We start from the raw sequence: 17,336 nt of genomic DNA, 5'->3' as shown, positions 1-17,336 counted from the left end.
CACCGAGGAGACAAGCATGCAGCGCATTCTTCGTGCGGGGGCTTTGGCCGCCGCTGGGTTGCTGGTGGCCCAGGCCGCCCAGGCGGGCACCGTGACCGTGCTCACGTCCTTTCCCAAGGAGTTGACCACGGCCTACCAGAAGGCCTTCGAGGCCAAGAACCCGGGCATCAAGATCGAGATCCTGAACAAGAACACCACAGCGGCGATCGCCTATGTGCGTGAGTTGCCCGAGGGCCAGCGCCCCGACATCATGTGGGCCTCGGCCCCCGATGCCTTTGAGGTGCTGGCGCGCAACAAGCTGCTGCAGGCCGCGCCCGACACCAAGAACCCCGCTGCGCCGGCCAAGATCGGCAATTACCCGCTCAACGATCCGCAGGGCCTGTACTACGGCCAGGCGCTGGCGGGCTACGGCATCATGTGGAACACCCGCTACCTGCAGGCCAACAAGCTGCCCGCGCCCAGGGAGTGGGCGGACCTCACCCGGCCCGAGTACTTCGGCCATGTGGCGATCTCCTCGCCCTCGCGCTCGGGCACCACCCAGCTCACGGTGGAAACCATTTTGCAGGGCGAGGGCTGGGACAAGGGCTGGGCCCAGTTGCTGGCCATGATGGGCAACGCCGCCGCCGTGACCGACCGCAGCTTCGCCGTGCCCGATGGGGTGAACAACGGCCAGTACGGCATTGGCATCGTGATCGACTTCTTCGGCCTGGCGGGCAAGTACTCGGGCTTTCCGGTGGACTTCGCCTACCCGGCCATGACGGCCGTGGTGCCGGCCAACATCGCGCTGATCGCGGGCGGCAAGAACACCGACGAGGCCAAGAAGTTCATGGCCTTCAGCATGTCCACCGAGGGGCAGCAGCTGCTGTTCGATCCCAAGATCAGCCGCCTGCCCATCTTGCCCTACAGCAGCCTGAAGGCGCCCGCGGGCTACCCGGTGCCGCAGGACGTGGCCAAGCGCGCCAAGGTGCAGTTCGATGCCGACCTGTCCGAGAACCGCTACCAGGTGGTCACCAGCCTGTTCGACCAGATGGTGACCTTTCGCCTGAAGGAGCTGCAGGCCGCCACGCGTGCCATCCACGATGCGGACAAGGCGCTCAAGGCCAAGCCCAACCCCAAGGGCGCCGAGCTGCTGGCCCAGGCGCGCAGCCTGGCCTACACCTCGCTGGTGGGCGAGGCGAATGTGAAGAACGAGGAGTTCCTCGCGCTGTTCCGCAAGAACCGGCGCGATGTCGAGGTCTCCAAGCAGCTCACGGGCCTGGAGCAGATGTGGGCCACCAAGGCGCGCGAGAACTATGAGCGCGCGCGCGGCCTGGCGCAGCAAGCCCAGGGCATGGCGAAGTAAGGCACCCCTCTCTGACCTAAGGGCGCCCGTCGCAGGCGCCGGGAAGCTCCCACCATGTCCGCTGTCTTTTCCGATCCCGGCGCGGCCGGGCCCGGTGCGGCCCGCCCGCGCCGCCTGCTGCATGCCCTCTCGGGCGTGGGGCCCTGGCTCGCCTTCGGGCTGATCCTGGCCTTTCTCGCGCTGTTCCTGCTGATCCCCGTGGGGCTGGTGGTCTACACCGCCTTCATCAACGAGACGGGGGCGCTCACCATTGGGCACTTCGCCAACTTCTTCGAACAGTCGGTGTTCCGGGAGTCGTTCTTCAACAGCCTGGTGGTGTCGCTGGCCAGCGTGTTCTTCGCGAGCCTGATCGCGGTGCCGCTGGCCTACCTCACGGTGCGCTTCGAGTTCCGCGGGGCGCTCTTGATCCAGACCCTGGGCGTGCTGCCGCTGATCATGCCGCCCTTTGTCGGCGCGGTGGCGCTGCAGCTGATCTTCGGGCGCAACGGCTCGGTGAACCTGCTGCTCAATGAGTACCTGGGCTTCACCGTGCCCATCATGGACGGGCTGGTGGGCGTGACCTTCGTCGAGAGCATCCACTACTTTCCGTTCATTTTGCTGAACCTGGTGGCGGCCATGCGCAACATCGACGGGGCCATGGAGGAGTCGGCCCTGAACCTGGGCGCGCGCGGTTGGCGGCTGTTTCGCCGCGTGATCTTCCCGCTGGCCATGCCGGGCTACCTGGCGGGCGCGGCGCTGGTGTTCGTGAAGGTGTTCGACGACCTGGGCACGCCGCTGGTGATGGGCGTGACCAACATGCTCGCGCCCCAGGCCTATCTGCGCATCACCTCGGTGGGCATCGACGACCCGCTCGGCTATGTGATCAGCGTGATCATGATCGCGTTCTCGATCCTGGCGCTGTGGATGGCGGCGCGTGTGATGAAGGGCAAGGACTACGCCACCCTGCAAAAGGGCGGCAGCGCGCTGCAGCGCCGGCGCCTGTCCACCTGGGAGTCGGTGCTGGCCTATGGCTGGATCGGGCTCATCCTGCTGGTCACGCTGGCGCCGCACATCGGCATCCTGCTGATGTCGTTCTCCAAGGTGTGGAGCTTCTCGGTGCTGCCCGATGCCTACACGCTGGAGCACTACGCCACGGTGTTCACCGACTCCAAGCAGATGATTGGCAACACGCTGCTCTACTGCTTCATCGCAGCGGGGCTGGATGTGGTGATCGGCACTTCCATCGCCTACCTGATCCTGCGCACCCAGCTGCCGGCACGGCGCTGGCTCGACTACCTGGCCTCCGCCGCGCTGGCCATCCCGGGCCTGGTGCTGGCCATCGGCTACCTGCGCATGTTCAAGGGCGTGAACCTGCCGTTCACCGACACGCCGGTGGTCACCACCTGGGTGCTCATCATGCTGGCCTATGCGGTGCGGCGCCTGCCGTATGCGCTGCGCTCGTGCATGGCGGCGCTGCAGCAGGTGCATGTGTCGCTGGAAGAGGCGGCGCAGAGCCTGGGGGCCTCGCGCCTGTCCACCATCCGCCGGGTGATGGTGCCGCTGATGATGGGCGGCATCCTGGCGGGCTTTGTCACCAGCTTCATCACGGCGGCGGTGGAGCTGTCGGCCACCATCCTGCTGGCGTCGGCCCAGAGCCAGGCGCCCATGAGCTACGGCATCTACCTGTACATGCAAAGCATCTCGGGCCGCGGTCCGGGCGCCGCCCTGGGCGTGCTGGCCGTGCTGGTGGTGGGGCTGGGCACGTATTTCTCGCACCGCTTCGTGGAGCGTTCGCGCACCACGGTGCAGGCCAAACAGGGGTGAGCATTCCATGCATCTGAACAAAGTCTCTCTCGAAGCCCGGCACATCAGCCTGAGCTATGGCAGCACCGAGGTGCTGCGCGACGTGAACCTGCGCATCGAGCCCGGCGAATTCTTCGCGCTGCTCGGCCCCTCGGGCTCGGGCAAGTCCACCCTGTTGCGGCTGATCGCGGGCTTCAACCAGCACCAGCGCGGCGAGCTGCTGGTGGACGGGCAGGACATCACCGGCACGCCGCCGCACGCGCGCAACGTGGGCATGGTGTTCCAGAACTACGCCCTGTGGCCGCACATGACGGTGTGGGACAACGTGGCCTTCGGCCTGGTGGAGCGGCGCGAGACCAAGGAGGCCATCCGCCGCAAGGTGGGCGCCGTGCTGGAGCTGGTGGGCCTGGCCGACTATGCGCAGCGCCGGCCCGGGCAGCTCTCGGGCGGCCAGCAGCAGCGTGTGGCGCTGGCGCGCACCGTGGTGATCGAGCCCAAGCTCTTGCTGCTGGACGAGCCCCTGTCCAACCTGGACAAGCAGCTGCGCGTGCAGATGCGCGAGGAGCTCAAGAACCTGCAGCGCAAGCTCGGCCTGACCACCATCTTCGTCACGCACGACCAGGAGGAGGCCATGACCACGGCCGACCGCATGGCGGTGCTGGACAAGGGCATCCTGCAGCAGGTGGGCGCCGCCACGGGGCTCTACGATTTTCCGGTGAACCGCTTCGTGGCGGGCTTCGTGGGCACGGCCAACCTGCTCGAAGGCGAGGTGGTGTCGGTGGGCGGCGAGACGCTGGTCTTCAGCGTGCAGGGCCTGGGGCAGCTCACGCTGCCCCGGCCGGCCGAGCCGCCGGCCGTGGGGGCGGCAGCGCTGGCCTTCCGCCCGCACCAGGTGAGCATCCGTGTGCGCGACGAGCAGGTCGATGCCTCGCGCCTGTGGCTGAGCGGACGGGTGGAGAGCGCAGAGTTCCTGGGCGAGTTCTCGCGCTACCGGGTGCGCGTGGGCGAGGTCGCCCTGGTCACCGACCAGCCGCACTACGCGGGCCTGGCCATGTTTGCGCCAGGGGCCGAGGTGCGCCTGGGCATCGAGCCTACGCAGGTCCGTTTCCTCGATCAATGAGAAGGTGTGAACGAACCCGCCATGCCCGCTCATGCAGCCAAAACACGCGCGCTCTTCGTTGCAAATGCTCGCCATAGCCCCCGCTATGGCTGTGCTTTGCGCCTAGATCGCGCGCGTTTTGACTGCCTGCTCGGACACGCCGGATTCATTCGCACCTTCTGACCACGCCACAATGCAGCGTGATGATTGAACCCCTTTTCTTCGTTCAACCCCTCTCCGTGGCCTGAGCGGCATGGAGATCTACCAACTGCGTGCCTTCGTCACGGCGGCCAAGCTGGGCAATGTCACGCGCACGGCCGAGGCCCTGCACCTGACCCAGCCGGCCATCACCGCCCAGATCAAGGCGCTGGAAGAAGAGCTGGGCGTGGCCCTGTTCGACCGGCGGCCTGGCCGCATCAGCCTGACCCGGGCTGGTGAAACCCTGTTGCCCGAGGCCGAGACGGTGCTCACGGCGGCCGGCCACCTGCTGGGCAAGGCGCGCGACCTGCAGGGCGAGGTCACCGGCACGCTGACCCTGGGCACCGTGGCCGACCCCGACACCCTGCGCCTGGGCTCGCTGCTCGGTGCGCTGGTGCGCAGCCTGCCGCTTCTGGAGATCCGCACGCGCAACGGCGCTGCCGAGGAGCTGCGCGAGCAGGTGGCTGCCGGCCTGCTGCAGGGCGCCTTCTACATCGGCCCGAGCATCCCGCGCGAGGTGGCCGGGCTGGCGCTGCAGACCCTCCACTACCGCATTGCCGGGCCCGCCAGCATGGGCCAGCAGGTGCTGCATGCGGGCTGGCGCGACATTGCGGCCATGCCCTGGATCGGTGCGCCGCCGCTGCACCATGTGCAGACGCTGATGCGCGACATGTTTGCGCGCCAGGGGCTCACGCCGCACCAGGTGATCGAGTCTGACGAGGTTTCGCTGCCGCAAAGCCTGGTGCGCGCCGGGGTGGGCCTGTCGCTGCTGCGCGAGGACGTGGCCCTGCCCGCCAGTGAGCGTGGCGAGGTGGTGATCTGGCCCCATGCCCGGGTCGGGGCACTGCTGGGCTTCATCTACCCGCCTGCGGCCGAGCACGACCCGGCCATCGTGGCCACGCTGCAGTTGCTGCGCACGGTGTGGGGGCTGTCCGGGTAGGCCCCGTCCTTATTCAGTAGCGGTAGAAGCTCATGCCTGCAGAGTTTCTCTTCAGCCCGTACACTGCGCGGCTTGCCAACGGAGTCCGCATGAACACCATCCAGCTCGGTCAGAGCGATCTGCACGTCACCCCCATTTGCCTGGGCACCATGACCTTTGGTGAACAGGTGAGCGAATCCGATTCCCACGACATCCTGGCCCGTTCGCTGGCCCGGGGCGTGAACTTCATCGACACGGCCGAGATGTACTCCGTGCCGGCCAAGGCCGAGACCTTCGGCGCCACCGAGACCATCATCGGCAACTGGTTCGCCAAGAACCCTGGCGCCCGCCAAAAGCTGGTGGTGGCCACCAAGGTGGCCGGTCCCTCGCGTGGCATGCCCTGGGTGCGCGAAGGCAAGGGCATGACCCCTGCCGACATCGTGGCCTCGTGCGAGGGCAGCCTGCGCCGCCTGCAGACCGATGTGATCGACCTCTACCAGATCCACTGGCCCGAGCGCCATGTGCCCGCTTTCGGCGCCATGTACTACGACCCGGCCAAGGAAACCTCGCAGACCCCCATCCGCGAGCAACTGGAGGCACTGGCCGGCTTGGTCAAGGCCGGCAAGGTCCGCTACATCGGCCTCTCCAACGAGACCCCCTACGGCGTGCACGAATTCGTGCGCCTGGCCGAGCAGCATGGCCTGCCGCGCGTGGCCACGGTGCAGAACCCCTACTGCCTGGTCAACCGCACCTGGGAGAACGGGCTGGACGAAACCTGCCACCGCCTGAATGTCTCGCTGCTGGCCTATTCGCCCCTGGCCTTCGGCCTGCTGACCGGCAAGTACGACGAGAGCGGCACCACCGGCCCTGATGCCCCCCAGGGCGCACGCATCTCCTCCTACGAATCGGTGCGCAAGCAGCGCTGGGGCCGCCCCGAGTCGCTGGAGGCCGCGCGCCGCTACAACGCGCTGGCGCGCGCCAACGGCTTGACCCCTACGCAGCTGGCGCTGGCCTTCTGCTACACCAAGTGGCAGGTGGCCAGCACCATCATCGGCGTGACCTCGGTGGCGCAGCTCGAGGACGACCTGAACGCCTGGGGCACGACGCTCTCGCCCGAAGTCCTCAAGGCCATCGACGCGATCCGCCACGAACTGCGCGACCCGGCGCTGTGACGGCCGGGTGACGGCCCGGCCGTCACCTCGTCTTCAGGCTGCGGCAGCCTCGGCGGCCAGCGCGCCTTCCTTCCACGGCACACCCGCGGGCTCACCCAGGTCCCAGAACAGGCCGGCCATCACGGCCAGGCCCTCGCGGGCCACGCTGGCCAGCAGGTGCTCGTTGGGCGCGTGCTGGGCGCAGGCCGGGTACGAATGGGGCACCCACAGCGTGGGCAGGTTCAGGTCGTCGGCGAAGATGTCGTTGGGCAGCGAGCCTGCCAGGTTGGGCAGCAAGGTGGCGGGCGCGCCTGCGCTGTGCTGCATGGAGGCCAGCGCCCAGTCCACCCAGGGGTTGTGCAGGTCCAGGCGCGTGGCGCCGCACTGCATGCCCAGCTCGATCTCCACCTCGGCAAAACCATGCGCGTCGAGGTGCGCACGCACGATGTCCTTCAGGTTGCGCCAGTCCGTGCCGACGACAAAGCGCAGTTGACAGTGCGCCACGGCGCCCGACGGAATGGCATTGACCGGGCGCGCGGGCGAGCCGGCACCCAGGGCCAGCACCTCCAGCGTGTTCCAGCCGACCAGTTGCTCGCCCGGTGTCAGGCCGGGCTCGCCCCAGCCCGGCGTCAAGGCCGGGTCGTCGGCGCCGCCGCCGATCACCACGTCCTTCATGGCCGTGCGCAGCTTCTCGGGCAGGGGCGGGGGCAGCAGGCTGGGCACGAGCATGCGGCCATGCGCATCGACCATGCTGGCCACCGCGTGGGCCAGCACCGTGGCCGGGTTGGACAGCACGCCGCCCCAGTTGCCTGAGTGGTAGGCCCGGGGCCGGCTGTTCACCTTGAGCGCAAAATTGATGGCGCCGCGCGAGCCCAAAAACAGCGTGGGCCGCGCCGCATTCACGCGCGGGCCGTCGCTGGCGATGAAGAGGTCGGCGCGCAGGGCCTCGCGCTGCTGCTGGCAGAAGGCGGCCAGGCCCGGTGAGCCGGCCTCCTCGCCCATTTCCATGAGCAGGGTCACGTTGTAGCCCAGGCGCCCCTGGCGTGCGGCGATGGCCTGGGCCAGGGCGGTCAGCACCACCGTGTGCTGGCCCTTGTTGTCGGCCGTGCCGCGGCCGTACCAGCGCTCGCCCTCGATCGTGAGTTCCCAGGGCGACAGGCCTTCGCGCCAGTTGGCGTCCTGGCCGTTGACCACGTCGCCGTGGCCGTAGGTCAGCACGGTGGGCAGCTCGGGCGACTCCACGCGGCGCGCCAGCAGCACCGGGCCACCGCGCGGGTCGGGGTTGTCCAGCACCTCGCAGGCAAAGCCCAGGGGGGCGAGGCCGGGCACGATCTCGTCGGCCAGGTACTGGCGCAGGGCCGGTGCGCCGGGCTGGCCGGTGTCGCTCTCGGTGCGCCAGGCCACGCGGCGGCGCAGGTCGGCCTCGAAGCGGCCGGCATCGAAGTGCTGGTGCACGTTGCTCAGCAGTTGCTCTCGGTTCATCGTCGTTGTCATGTCGTTGTCACTCCACAATGATTTTGGCGCGGTGGGCCAGGGCGCGGTAGCGCACGATTTCCTCGTCGATCACGGCCCGCGTGGCCACGGGGCCCAGGTGCACGGGCTCCATGCCCTGGGCGCGCATCTGCTCCTGGATGGCGGGGTCGCGCGTGATGGCCTCGACCTCGGTCACCAGCCGGCGTATCACGGGCTGCGGCGTGCGCGCGGGTGCGGCAATCGCATACCAGGCGTCGAAGGCGGCGGCCGGCAGCTTGAGTTCTTCGACCGTGGGCACGCCGGGCAGCATGGTCGAGCGCGCCTTGCCTGCGATGGCCAGGGCGCGCAGCTTGCCGGCGCGGATCTGCGGGGCGGCTGCCGCCACGGTGTCGATGCCCAGCTGGATCTCGCCACCGATCAGCGCCATCAAGGACTGGCTGCTGCCGCGGTAGGGCACGTCCTGCAGCTGGATGCCGGCGGCCTGCTCCAGCAGCGCCCCGGCCAGGTGCGGGCCCGAACCCGAGCCGAAGGTCGCGTAGTGGATGGTCTTGGGCGCGGCCTTGGCGGCGGCGACCAGGGCGTTGAGGTCCTTGTAGGGCGCATTGGCGCTGACCACCATGACCAGCGGCGCGCGCGCCACGGTGGCCACGGGCACCAGGTCGGCGGCCGGGTCGTAGGGCAGCTTGGCGCGCAGCGCCGGGTTCACCGAATAGCTGGTGGAGCCCGACACCAGCAGCGTGTAGCCATCGGCCTTGGCACGCACCACGGCCTCGGTGCCGATGATGGTGGAGGCGCCAGGCTTGTTGTCCACCACCACGGGTGTGCCCAGGCGCGTGCCCAGTTTCTGGCCCAGGGCGCGGGCCACCGCGTCGGTGCCGCCGCCGGGCGGGAAGGGTACGACCAGGCGCACGCTCTGGTGGGGGTCGGGCCAGGCGTCCTTGGTGGCTGCGGTGGTGGCGGTGGCGCTCTGCGCATGGGCGAGGCCGCAGGCGGCGGCGAGGGCGGCCATCAGCAGGGGGACTCGAAGGCGTTGTGTCATGGGGGCTCCAGGGTAGGGCGCCGGGCTGCGCAGCACCAGGGCGGCCGCGGCAGGGCGATGGGTTGATTGGAGCCTCGATGCACGCAAGATCGATGCTGGTTTACCATTGCTTTCGATAGAGAATAAGCATCGATGTATTGCCTCAAAGGCAATACGAAAACCCTCCCATATGCCCCTGTCCCTGCTGAGCCTGCCCCTGCGCTACTTTCTGGAAGTGGCGCGCACCGGTTCGGTCAACCAGGCCGCACAGCGCCTGCATGTGGCGGCGTCGGCGGTCAGCCGGCAACTGGCCAAGCTCGAGGATTCGCTGGGCGTGGTGCTGTTCGAGCGCCAGACCCGCGGCATGCGCCTCACGACGGCAGGTGAACGCCTGCTGGCCCATGCGGGCGCGCATGCGCAGGAGTCCGCCCAACTGGTGGAGCAACTGCAGGGCCTGGCCGAGCAGGAGGCGCGGCGCGTGCGTCTGGCCTGCACGGAAGGGTTTGCGGCCGGTTTCATGCCCCTGGTGATGGCCCAGTTCCGCGAGATGCACCCCGAGGTGGAGCTGCAATTGCATGTGGGTGTGCCCGAGGAGGTGTCCGCACAGGTCCAGCGTGGCGATGCGGACCTGGCCCTCAAGTACAGCGTGGCGCCCGAGAAGGGCCTGGCGGTGCTGCACTCGGCCATCGCCCCCGTGTTCGCGATCACCGTGGCGGGCCATCCGCTGGCACTGCAGCGCAGCGTGAGCGTGGCCGATGTGGTGCGCTACCCCCTGCTGCTGGGCACGGCCGGCATCACCGGGCGCCAGCTGTTCGACCTGTCGTGCACGCTGCAGGGCCTGCGCTACACGCCGGCGGTGGTGAGCAATTTTTCATCGGCGCTGCTGCCGCTGCTGGGCCCGAGCGACGTGGCCCTGGCCAGCTACCTCACGGCGGCGCGCTGGGTGGAAGAGGGCGTGCTGGCAGCCCGCCCATTCGAGGACGTGCAGCTGCAGCAGCGCCGGCTGCAGGTGCTGGCGCTCGATGGGCGCGTGCAGCCGGCGCTGGTGCAGGAGTTCGCCCGCGTGTTGGTGGCCGCCATCGAGCAGTACGGCAAGCGCAAGGTGGGGCGGCGCAAGCGGGCCACCTCCTGAATGGGTACCATCGGTGCGCCATGGCCAAGAAAGAACACGTCTCCGAAACCCCCGCCACCCAGTTGCTCAAGGCCCGCAAGGTGGCCTTCACCGAGCACCCGTATGAATACCTGGAGCACGGCGGCGCCCTGCACAGCGCCGAGGTGCTGGGGCTCGACCCCTTCACCGTGGTCAAGACCCTGGTGATGCAGGACCAGAATGCCAAGCCCCTGATCGTGCTGATGCACGGCAACCGCAAGGTTTCGACCAAGAACCTGGCGCGCCAGATCGGTGCCAAGTCGGTCGAGCCCTGCGCGCCCGAGGTCGCCAACCGCCACAGCGGCTACCTGGTGGGCGGTACCTCGCCCTTTGGCACGCGGCGCGAGATGCCGGTCTACATCGAGGGCAGCATTCTGGAATTGCCGCGCATCGCCATCAATGGCGGGCGGCGCGGCTTCCTGGTGCAGATCGACCCCCAGGTCTGCGTGCAGCTGCTCGGCGCCCAGACGGTGCACTGCGCGCTGGCAGAATAGCGGGCCTGGGTACCTGCGAGTACCCGCCCCATCCAAAGGAATTGTCTTGAACGCCGTGTACCCCCTGATTGCCACCGTGGCTGCGTATCTGCTCGGTTCGCTGTCGTTTGCCGTGATCGTGACGCGCGCCATGGGCATGCGCGACCCGCGCACCTATGGCAGCAAGAACCCCGGCGCCACCAATGTGCTGCGCTCGGGCAGCAAGGTGGCAGCCATCGTCACCCTGCTGCTGGACGCGGTGAAGGGCTGGCTGCCCGTGGCACTGGTGGCCTGGTTCGGCAAGCCCTACGGGATGGAAGAGGGCACCATGGCCCTGGTGGGGCTGGCCGCGTTCCTCGGGCATCTGTGGCCGGTGTTCTTCCGCTTCGAAGGCGGCAAGGGCGTGGCCACGGCGCTCGGTGTGCTGCTGGGGGTGAGCGTCTGGCTGGGCCTGGCGGCGGCGCTCACCTGGGTGATCATCGCCTTTTTCTTTCGCTACTCGTCGCTGGCCTCGCTCGCGGCGGCCTTGTTCGCGCCCATGTACTACCTGCTGGCCGATGGTGCGGTATGGAATGCCGACAACCGCATTGCTGCCGCCATCGTGGTGATGGGCCTGCTGCTGGCCTGGCGCCACAAGGAAAACATCAAGCGCCTGCTCGAAGGCAAGGAGTCGCGCCTGGGGGGCAGCAAGGTGGGCAAGGCCAAGGGAGCCAAGGGCTGAGCCCTCGGCCCATTGACCGCTGGTATCAGCGCGCCCCAAGCGCTGCGGGCGCGGTGATGAGTGAACGCATGCCCGAGATGCGCTGTGCGGCATACAGGCCCAGGCGCACCATGGTGCGGTGGTTGAGCTCCACCTTGACGGCCGAGCGGGCCATGGCCGACTGGATGCGCGGCTTGCCGCTGGCCGTCTGGTACAGGTTGGGCAGGGTCTGCTGCTGGCCCACGGGGTCCAGCAGGCTGGCCACCAGGGGGTAGTTGGCCTTTTCGCTGCGGCGCAGCACGATGGCCACCTCGCCGTTGTCCAGGCGCACGAAGGTGCCGGGCGGGCACAGGCCGATGGAGCGCACGAGCGTGTAGCTCACCTCGTCGCGCTGGTCCACCTCCTGGCCCACGATGGCGCGCACCGAGTCGGTGGCGCTGCGCCCGGCACGCGACTTGCGCGGGCTGATCATGGCCGCGTAGCGGTCGATGGTGCCCAGGATGCGCGTCAGGCGGTCCGGGGGGTCTTGCTGGGCCAGGGGAACCTGGTCGGCCATGTTGGTATGGTGCTGGCCCACGACGTCCAGCCACAGCTGGTCGTTCACGAACAGGCGCTCCAGCAGCGCCTGGCTTTCCTCGGGGTGGCTGCGGATGGCCTCCTGCTGGGCGCTGCTGGGGCGTTCGCGCTGTTCGGCCAGTTCGTCCTGCAACGCGGTCATGCCGATGTTCATGGTGAGCGCGGCGCGCACCAGGCTGTCGCGCTCGCCAGGCTCCAGGCGCAGGTCCTGCGCCATGATGTGGCACAGGGTGCCGCAGACCAGCGCGTGCGCCGCGCTGTAGCCCACCGACGAGGTGGCAGCGAGCTGGAACATGAGGTACAGCGCTGCATCGATGTCATGCGCCACGAGTTCCTGCAACCACAGGTCGAAGCTGCGCACCTTGCCCGGAAAGTCCTGCACCTGCAGCGGCTTGGACAACAGTACCGACAGGCCCGACTCCAGGTCTGACCACAGGCCGAGCAGGTCTTCGTACTCGCCTTCGGGCGGGCTGTTGCTGGGCAGGGCGATGGCGTTCATGGTGGTGCGTGCGTCGTGCCTGGTGTTCAGTGGCGCTTTTCCAGAACCATCTGGTCGTTGGTGCGCGTCATCTGGAACTGGGTCAGAAAGCTGTTGCCCAGCAGCACGAAGGGCATGCCTTCGGGCATGATGACCGCCATCACGCCCAGCACTTCCACATCGCCCAGGCGCACGGAGTTCAGGCGCACACGCCAGCCGACGGCCGAGCCGTTGGCCGTGCTCATGATCACCTTCTGGCTGTCGTCGACCTTGATGCCCATGCGGTCTGCATCGGGCTTGCCGATGGCGACCACCGAGGCGCCGGTGTCGACCATGTACTTCATGGGCTTGCCGTTGATGGTGCCGGTGTTGATGAAATGTCCCTGGGTGTCGGCCATGAGGACGATGCGCTTGCCGCTGCCGCTCGATCCGAGCGCGACCGGCGATTCTCCGAGCCGCAGCAGGCGCCGGGTTCCCTGGATGTCCACGGTGGCCTCATCGCGCGTCACGGACAGCACCTTCACGCCCTGGTGCGTCTCCCCGGGGCCCACGGCGCGTGGCTCCCCCCCATCGACCACGAGCAGGGCCTTGCTCCCCAGCATGCCGGCCAGGGCGATGGATTTGCCGGAGGGCTGCGCCGCCAGCGGCCAGGCCAGGCTGGCGGCGAGGGCGAAGCAGGAGATGGAACGCAGCGGACGCATGGCCAAGGCGTTTCAGTCGCGGAAGTTGTCGAAGGACAGCGGCACGTCGGTCACATCCTTGCGGATCAGCGCCATGGCGGCCTGCAGGTCGTCGCGCTTGGCGCCGGTCACACGCACCTTGTCCTCCTGGATGGCGGCCTGCACCTTGAGCTTGCTCTCCTTGAGCAGCTTCTGGATCTTCTTGGCCAGATCGCTCTCGATGCCGTTCTTCACCTTGATGACCTGCTTGACCTTGTCACCACCCATTTTCTGCACGTCGCCCATGTCCAGGAAGCGCACGTCCACATTGCGCTTGGTGAGCTTGTTGCGCAGCACGTCCTCGATCTGGGTGAGCTGGAAGTCGGCGTCGCCGATCAGCGTGATCTCCTTGTCCTTGATCTCGATGCTGGCGGAGGTGCCCTTGAAATCGAAGCGGGTGCCGATCTCCTTGGCGGTGTTTTCTACGCCGTTCTTCACTTCGACCAGGTTGGCTTCGCAGACGGTATCAAAAGATGGCATGGTGGTGGCTCTCTGTCTATCTATCTCGGGAATACGGGTTTCGCCCCAGCGCGCGCATGCACGGGTGCGACAATCGGGCCAATGGTAGTCGAGAAAAACGTCCCTTTGCAGCCCTGCAATACCTTCGGCATCGCCGCGCGCGCCCAGACCCTGGTGCGCGTGCACGCTGCCGATGATATTGCGGCCTTCCTGGCCGATAAAGAACTGTCTGGCGGCCCGGTCTTCGTGCTGGGTGGCGGCAGCAACATCATCCTGACCGGCGATGTGCGCCCCGTGGTACTCAAGATGGAGATCAAGGGCCTGCGCCTGGTCGAGGAAAGCCCCCGGGCCTTCATCGTCGAGGCCGGCGCCGGCGAGGTCTGGCACGACTGCGTGGCCTGGACGTTGGAGCAGGGCTACCCGGGCCTGGAAAACCTGGCCATGATTCCTGGCACCGTGGGCGCATCGCCGGTGCAGAACATCGGCGCCTATGGCGTGGAGCTGCAGGACCGCTTCGACTCGCTGGATGCCATCGACCTGGCTACGGGCGAGCGTTTCACTCTGGACGCCGCGCAGTGCGCCTTCGGCTACCGCGACTCGGTGTTCAAGCATGCGCCTTCGCAGCCGGTGGTGGCTGGCGGCCTGCCGCGCGGCATGGGCCTGGCCGGGCGCGCGGTGATCACGCATGTGCGCTTTCGCCTGCCACGCCCGTGGAAGCCGGTGCTGGGCTACCTGGACCTGGAGCGGCGCCGCGCCGAGGCCGGCGTGGCAGAGCCCAGCCCCCGGCAGATCTTCGACTGGGTCTGTGACATCCGCAGGAACAAGCTGCCCGACCCGGCCGTGGTGGGCAATGCGGGCAGCTTCTTCAAGAACCCCACGGTCTCGCCCGAGCAGTGCGCCGACATCATCGCGCGCGACCCCAAGATCGTGCACTACCCCATGCCCGACGGCAGCATCAAGCTGGCCGCCGGCTGGCTCATCGACGCCTGCGGCTGGAAGGGCAAGTCCATCGGCAAGGCGGGCGTCTATGAAAAGCAGGCCCTGGTGCTGGTCAACCGCGGCCGTGGTGAGCAGAGCGTGACCGGCGGCGAGGTCATGACCCTGGCCAAGGCCATCCAGACCAGTGTGTACGAGCGCTTCGGCATCCGGCTGGAGCCCGAGCCTGTGGTCGTGTAGCTGTTGCCATGAAAAAGCCACCCGAGGGTGGCTTTTTTGATCGTGCGGTGACTTGTTACTCGCCGCGTTCGTCGTTGAGCTGCGCGAGGGCGGCATTGCCACCCAGCGACAGCAGGCCGGCGCGCGAGTACACGCCCAGTTTGGCGCGCGTGTCCACGATGTCCAGGTTGCGCATGGTCAGCTGGCCGATGCGGTCGGCGGGCGAGAACGGCGCGTCTTCCACCTTTTCCATGCTCAGGCGTTCGGGCGCGTAGGTCAGGTTGGGCGACTCGGTATTGAGCAGCGAATAATCGTTGCCGCGCCGCAGCTCGACGGTCACCGTGCCGGTGATGGCGCGGGCCACCCAGCGCTGGGCGGTTTCGCGCAGCATGATGGCCTGGGGGTCGAACCAGCGGCCTTGGTACAGCAGGCGGCCGAGCTTCAGGCCGTTCATGCGGTACTGCTCGATCGTGTCCTCGTTGTGGATGCCGGTCACCAGGCGTTCATAGGCGATGTGCAGCAGCGCCAGGCCGGGGGCCTCGTAGATGCCGCGGCTCTTGGCCTCGATGATGCGGTTCTCGATCTGGTCGCTCATGCCCAGGCCATGGCGGCCACCGATGCGGTTGGCTTCCATGATCAGAGCCACGGGGTCGCTGAACTCCACGCCGTTGATGGCCACGGGCTGGCCTTCCTCGAAGCGCACCGAGACTTCCTCGGCCTTGACCTGCACGTCGTCCTTCCAGAACGCCACGCCCATGATGGGGTTGACGATGCGGATGCCGCTGTTCAGGAACTCCAGGTCCTTGGCTTCGTGCGTGGCACCCAGCATGTTGCTGTCGGTGCTATAGGCCTTCTCGGCGCTCATCTTGTAGCCGAAGCCTTCCCGGGTCATGAAGGCCGACATCTCGGCGCGGCCGCCCAGCTCGTCGATGAACAGCTGGTCCAGCCAGGGCTTGTAGATCTTGAGCGAAGGGTTGGTGAGCAGGCCGTAGCGGTAGAAGCGCTCGATGTCATTGCCCTTGAAGGTCGAGCCGTCGCCCCAGATGTGGACGTCGTCTTCCTTCATGGCGGCCACGAGCATGGTGCCCGTGACGGCGCGGCCCAGCGGCGTGGTGTTGAAGTAGGTGATGCCGGCGGTGCTGATGTGGAAGGCGCCGGCCTGCAGCGCGGCAATGCCTTCGTGCGCCAGTTGCGTGCGGCAGTCCACCAGGCGGGCCTTCTCGGCGCCGTACTCCATGGCCTTCTTGGGGATGGCGTCGTAGTCGGGCTCGTCGGGCTGGCCCAGGTTGGCCGTGTAGGCGTAGGGCACGGCGCCCTTGTTCTTCATCCAGCGCAGTGCGGCGCTGGTGTCGAGGCCGCCGGAGAAGGCGATGCCGACCTTCTGGTTGACGGGCAGGTTCTGGAGGATGGTGGCCATGGCGGTCAGGACTTTCTCAGGGCTCAGCCGAAGTGGCAGATGTAGTGGTAGGCGCTGGCCACGCGGATCTCGAACTTGGAGTTGCCGGGCACGCTGAACTTCTCGCCCGCGCCGGACTTGACCCAGGTGTCGGTGCCGTCGAGCTTGTACTCGCACTCGCCGCCCACGCATTCCATGATCTCGGGCGCGCCGGTGTTGAAGGTCAGCGAGGCGGGCAGCACCACGCCCACCGACTTCTTCGTGCCATCGGGGAAGGTGATGTTGTGGCTCACGCACTTGCCGTCAAAGTACACATTGGCCTGGGTGGTGACGGACACGCCGTCGATTTTTTCGGTGGTCATGGATGCGCGTTGGTTAGAGGGAAACCCCTGATTTTAGGCCAGCGTACCGGCGCTGCCGCGCCGGGAAAAAAAAAGAGCCCCGAAGGGCTCTTTGAAGACTGGACGCAGGGGGAGGGCGACCCATGATGGCAATGGTCACTGGGCCTGCGGCGTGCTCATGCCGCCGGCTGCCTGGGCTGCCCGCCCCGCTCAGCGCCAGTAGGGATTGCGCGGGTGGTGGTACGAGCGGTCGTAGCCGTATTCGATCACCGTGACCGGGGGCGTCACATACGTGGGTGCCGGGTAGGTCGAGGTGACCACGCCGGGCTGGGCATAGCCCTGCTGGTAGGCGGGTTCCGTGGAATAGGTCTGGCCCGGCTGCACGCTCACGGGGATCCAGCGGCCCGGGTCGTACTGCGTGCGCGTGGTGTATTGGCGACCCGCGTACTCGTAGACCACGTTGTAGCCCACGGTGCGGTTCTCGTAGTAGGTCTGGTTGTGGCAGCGCTGCACGTTTTCGTACTGCGGCTGGCCGCCTTCGATGTTGTTGCCCAGCACGGCGCCACCGATCACGCCCAATGCCGTGGCGGCGGCCCGGCCGCTGCCCTTGCCGATCTGGTTGCCCACGGCACCGCCAGCGATGGCGCCCAGCACGGCGCCGCCGCCCGAGGTGCGGTTGCCGCTGTACACGGTTTCGTTGTTGCACACCTGCTGGGGCACGGCCACCTGCTGGACGATGGGGGTGGACGAGAGCACGCGGCCCTGTTCCTGGGCGGTGGCCAGGGTGGCAACGGCGACCATGGCGGAAAAAATGGCGATCTTTTTCATGGAGAAACTCCTTTCAGGTCGGTACATAACGCACCAGACTGTTGAAAAGTTTAGGCCTGGCGGGTCAAAACCGGGTGGG

General features: G+C 67.7%; 17 protein-coding genes. 9 read left to right on the top strand and 8 right to left on the bottom strand.

Annotated features, from left to right (window positions below; genetic code table 11):
• Positions 1 to 16 precede the first annotated feature (16 nt).
• The 5 genes from HNP48_RS21725 (at position 17) to HNP48_RS21705 (ending at position 6,512) form a co-directional block, all read left to right on the top strand.
• Positions 17 to 1,342 carry an ABC transporter substrate-binding protein gene (locus HNP48_RS21725; protein ID WP_184860954.1) on the top strand — a complete coding sequence of 442 codons (1,326 nt, stop codon included), beginning with the start codon at positions 17 to 19 and terminating at the stop codon, positions 1,340 to 1,342.
• A gap of 54 nt (positions 1,343 to 1,396) precedes the next feature.
• Positions 1,397 to 3,145 carry an iron ABC transporter permease gene (locus HNP48_RS21720; RefSeq protein ID WP_260420325.1) on the top strand — a complete coding sequence of 583 codons (1,749 nt, stop codon included), beginning with the start codon at positions 1,397 to 1,399 and terminating at the stop codon, positions 3,143 to 3,145.
• 13 nt (positions 3,146 to 3,158) lie between these two features.
• Positions 3,159 to 4,244, top strand: coding sequence for an ABC transporter ATP-binding protein (locus HNP48_RS21715; protein ID WP_184861234.1), 1,086 nt, complete (start codon positions 3,159 to 3,161; stop codon positions 4,242 to 4,244).
• A gap of 232 nt (positions 4,245 to 4,476) precedes the next feature.
• Positions 4,477 to 5,361: a LysR family transcriptional regulator gene (locus HNP48_RS21710; protein ID WP_184860952.1), complete on the top strand. Its 885-nt coding sequence runs from the start codon at positions 4,477 to 4,479 to the stop codon at positions 5,359 to 5,361.
• An 89-nt stretch (positions 5,362 to 5,450) separates the two neighbouring features.
• Complete coding sequence (locus tag HNP48_RS21705; protein WP_184860949.1) at positions 5,451 to 6,512, top strand: aldo/keto reductase; 1,062 nt, start codon at positions 5,451 to 5,453, stop codon at positions 6,510 to 6,512.
• A gap of 33 nt (positions 6,513 to 6,545) precedes the next feature.
• Here the strand turns inward: HNP48_RS21705 and HNP48_RS21700 are convergent, their stop codons facing one another.
• Together HNP48_RS21700 and HNP48_RS21695 are read right to left on the bottom strand one after the other, a co-directional pair.
• Positions 6,546 to 7,973: a M20 family metallopeptidase gene (locus tag HNP48_RS21700; protein WP_184861232.1), complete on the bottom strand. Its 1,428-nt coding sequence runs from the start codon at positions 7,971 to 7,973 to the stop codon at positions 6,546 to 6,548.
• A gap of 19 nt (positions 7,974 to 7,992) precedes the next feature.
• Positions 7,993 to 9,003, bottom strand: a complete 1,011-nt coding sequence (locus tag HNP48_RS21695) for a tripartite tricarboxylate transporter substrate binding protein (protein WP_184860947.1) — start codon at positions 9,001 to 9,003, stop codon at positions 7,993 to 7,995.
• A gap of 169 nt (positions 9,004 to 9,172) precedes the next feature.
• On the opposite strand from HNP48_RS21695, the gene HNP48_RS21690 reads away from it, so the two are divergent.
• From HNP48_RS21690 to plsY, 3 genes are read left to right on the top strand one after another with little or no spacing between them, the layout of a single operon-like run.
• Positions 9,173 to 10,114 carry a LysR family transcriptional regulator gene (locus HNP48_RS21690; RefSeq protein ID WP_184860944.1) on the top strand — a complete coding sequence of 314 codons (942 nt, stop codon included), beginning with the start codon at positions 9,173 to 9,175 and terminating at the stop codon, positions 10,112 to 10,114.
• 20 nt (positions 10,115 to 10,134) lie between these two features.
• Positions 10,135 to 10,626, top strand: coding sequence for an aminoacyl-tRNA deacylase (locus HNP48_RS21685; RefSeq protein ID WP_184860942.1), 492 nt, complete (start codon positions 10,135 to 10,137; stop codon positions 10,624 to 10,626).
• A 46-nt stretch (positions 10,627 to 10,672) separates the two neighbouring features.
• A complete protein-coding gene (plsY, locus tag HNP48_RS21680) occupies positions 10,673 to 11,326 on the top strand; it encodes a glycerol-3-phosphate 1-O-acyltransferase PlsY (RefSeq protein WP_184860940.1) in 654 nt (217 codons plus the stop codon).
• Between the two features lie 25 nt (positions 11,327 to 11,351).
• On the opposite strand, the gene HNP48_RS21675 is transcribed toward plsY, so the two are convergent.
• From HNP48_RS21675 to HNP48_RS21665, 3 genes are read right to left on the bottom strand one after another with little or no spacing between them, the layout of a single operon-like run.
• Entirely contained in the window at positions 11,352 to 12,380 is a 1,029-nt protein-coding gene (locus tag HNP48_RS21675; RefSeq protein ID WP_184860938.1) for an HD-GYP domain-containing protein, read from the bottom strand.
• 26 nt (positions 12,381 to 12,406) lie between these two features.
• Positions 12,407 to 13,060 (bottom strand): TIGR02281 family clan AA aspartic protease, encoded by a 654-nt coding sequence (locus tag HNP48_RS21670; protein ID WP_184861230.1) that lies wholly within the window; start codon positions 13,058 to 13,060, stop codon positions 12,407 to 12,409.
• 12 nt (positions 13,061 to 13,072) lie between these two features.
• Positions 13,073 to 13,558: a YajQ family cyclic di-GMP-binding protein gene (locus HNP48_RS21665; protein ID WP_184860936.1), complete on the bottom strand. Its 486-nt coding sequence runs from the start codon at positions 13,556 to 13,558 to the stop codon at positions 13,073 to 13,075.
• Positions 13,559 to 13,639: 81 nt separating this feature from the next.
• On the opposite strand from HNP48_RS21665, the gene murB reads away from it, so the two are divergent.
• Entirely contained in the window at positions 13,640 to 14,713 is a 1,074-nt protein-coding gene (gene murB, locus HNP48_RS21660) for a UDP-N-acetylmuramate dehydrogenase (protein WP_184860934.1), read from the top strand.
• A gap of 55 nt (positions 14,714 to 14,768) precedes the next feature.
• Here the strand turns inward: murB and argG are convergent, their stop codons facing one another.
• The 3 genes from argG to HNP48_RS21645 form a co-directional block, all read right to left on the bottom strand.
• On the bottom strand, positions 14,769 to 16,109 hold the full coding sequence (gene argG / locus HNP48_RS21655) for an argininosuccinate synthase (RefSeq protein WP_184860932.1): 1,341 nt from the start codon (positions 16,107 to 16,109) through the stop codon (positions 14,769 to 14,771).
• Positions 16,110 to 16,132: 23 nt separating this feature from the next.
• Positions 16,133 to 16,450 carry a pyrimidine/purine nucleoside phosphorylase gene (locus tag HNP48_RS21650; RefSeq protein WP_184860930.1) on the bottom strand — a complete coding sequence of 106 codons (318 nt, stop codon included), beginning with the start codon at positions 16,448 to 16,450 and terminating at the stop codon, positions 16,133 to 16,135.
• Between the two features lie 189 nt (positions 16,451 to 16,639).
• Entirely contained in the window at positions 16,640 to 17,257 is a 618-nt protein-coding gene (locus HNP48_RS21645; RefSeq protein ID WP_184860928.1) for a glycine zipper 2TM domain-containing protein, read from the bottom strand.
• Positions 17,258 to 17,336: the final 79 nt, after the last annotated feature.

The organism is Acidovorax soli (assembly GCF_014207955.1).
Taxonomy (GTDB): Bacteria; Pseudomonadota; Gammaproteobacteria; order Burkholderiales; family Burkholderiaceae_C; genus Acidovorax; species Acidovorax soli_A.
This window is presented reverse-complemented; position numbering and strand designations above follow the sequence as displayed.

Bases quoted from the DNA above. Each gene is read 5' to 3' on its own strand.
- HNP48_RS21670 (WP_184861230.1), bottom strand. From the start codon at position 13,060: ATGCGTCCGCTGCGTTCCATCTCCTGCTTCGCCCTCGCCGCCAGCCTG.
- HNP48_RS21690 (WP_184860944.1), top strand. From the start codon at position 9,173: ATGCCCCTGTCCCTGCTGAGCCTGCCCCTGCGCTACTTTCTGGAAGTG.
- HNP48_RS21650 (WP_184860930.1), bottom strand. From the start codon at position 16,450: ATGACCACCGAAAAAATCGACGGCGTGTCCGTCACCACCCAGGCCAAT.
- HNP48_RS21695 (WP_184860947.1), bottom strand. From the start codon at position 9,003: ATGACACAACGCCTTCGAGTCCCCCTGCTGATGGCCGCCCTCGCCGCC.
- HNP48_RS21705 (WP_184860949.1), top strand. From the start codon at position 5,451: ATGAACACCATCCAGCTCGGTCAGAGCGATCTGCACGTCACCCCCATT.
- HNP48_RS21665 (WP_184860936.1), bottom strand. From the start codon at position 13,558: ATGCCATCTTTTGATACCGTCTGCGAAGCCAACCTGGTCGAAGTGAAG.
- HNP48_RS21700 (WP_184861232.1), bottom strand. From the start codon at position 7,973: ATGAACCGAGAGCAACTGCTGAGCAACGTGCACCAGCACTTCGATGCC.
- HNP48_RS21675 (WP_184860938.1), bottom strand. From the start codon at position 12,380: ATGAACGCCATCGCCCTGCCCAGCAACAGCCCGCCCGAAGGCGAGTAC.
- HNP48_RS21710 (WP_184860952.1), top strand. From the start codon at position 4,477: ATGGAGATCTACCAACTGCGTGCCTTCGTCACGGCGGCCAAGCTGGGC.
- HNP48_RS21685 (WP_184860942.1), top strand. From the start codon at position 10,135: ATGGCCAAGAAAGAACACGTCTCCGAAACCCCCGCCACCCAGTTGCTC.
- HNP48_RS21720 (WP_260420325.1), top strand. From the start codon at position 1,397: ATGTCCGCTGTCTTTTCCGATCCCGGCGCGGCCGGGCCCGGTGCGGCC.
- HNP48_RS21725 (WP_184860954.1), top strand. From the start codon at position 17: ATGCAGCGCATTCTTCGTGCGGGGGCTTTGGCCGCCGCTGGGTTGCTG.
- murB (WP_184860934.1), top strand. From the start codon at position 13,640: ATGGTAGTCGAGAAAAACGTCCCTTTGCAGCCCTGCAATACCTTCGGC.
- argG (WP_184860932.1), bottom strand. From the start codon at position 16,109: ATGGCCACCATCCTCCAGAACCTGCCCGTCAACCAGAAGGTCGGCATC.
- HNP48_RS21645 (WP_184860928.1), bottom strand. From the start codon at position 17,257: ATGAAAAAGATCGCCATTTTTTCCGCCATGGTCGCCGTTGCCACCCTG.